Below are 894 nucleotides of genomic sequence, written 5' to 3' on the forward strand. Positions count from 1 at the left end.
CGGATCCTTGGCCTTGTGAATATCCACCGACAACAACTGACGAAACTTGCGCGCCCCGGGGAACCCTGTGCCCAGGCCCAGCACATGGCGCGTGATGTGATGCATCGCACCACCGGCCAGCAGATGTTCGGCGATATAAGGCCGTAATTGCGCCAACGCCTCAGCGCGGCTGATCACCGGTGCAGTACTGCCGAACAGTTGCTGATCGACCTCCGCCAGCAAATACGGATTGTGATAAGCCTCACGCCCGAGCATCACGCCATCGAAGGTCTGCAAATGCTCATGGCAGGCCTCCATCGTCTTGATCCCGCCGTTCAGCACAATCTCCAGCTCCGGAAAATCCGCCTTCAACTGCGCCGCGACGTCATAGCGCAACGGCGGAATGTCGCGATTCTCCTTCGGCGACAACCCCTCCAGAATCGCAATCCGCGCATGCACGGTGAAACTCGTGCACCCTGCATCCCGCACAGTCCCGACGAAATCGCACAGCTCGGCATAACTGTCGCGCCCGTTGATGCCGATCCGGTGCTTCACCGTCACCGGAATCGACACCGCATCACGCATCGCCTTCACACAATCGGCCACCAACTGCGGATGCCCCATCAGGCACGCGCCGATCATGTTGTTTTGCACACGATCACTCGGGCAGCCGACGTTCAGGTTCACCTCGTCGTAGCCATGTTCCTGGGCCATGCGCGCGCAGGCGGCGAGATCGAGCGGAACACTACCGCCGAGCTGCAACGCGAGCGGGTGCTCGGCTTCGTTGTGACGCAGGAAACGTTCGTGATCACCGTTTAGGAGCGCGCCGGTGGTGACCATTTCGGTGTAGAGCAGGGCGTGCTTGGACAGGAGGCGCAGGAAGTACCGGCAATGGCGGTCCGTCCAATCCATCAT

1 protein-coding gene is annotated in these 894 nt (G+C 60.7%); it reads right to left on the reverse strand.

Annotated elements, in window-relative coordinates:
- Positions 1-894, reverse strand: an 894-nt coding sequence (gene dusA / locus D6877_RS03245) for a tRNA dihydrouridine(20/20a) synthase DusA (RefSeq protein ID WP_241662844.1), incomplete at both ends; no start/stop codon positions are given.

This window comes from Pseudomonas sp. Sample_9, assembly GCF_004307535.1.
GTDB classification, from domain to species: domain Bacteria; phylum Pseudomonadota; class Gammaproteobacteria; order Pseudomonadales; family Pseudomonadaceae; genus Aquipseudomonas; species Aquipseudomonas mercuritolerans.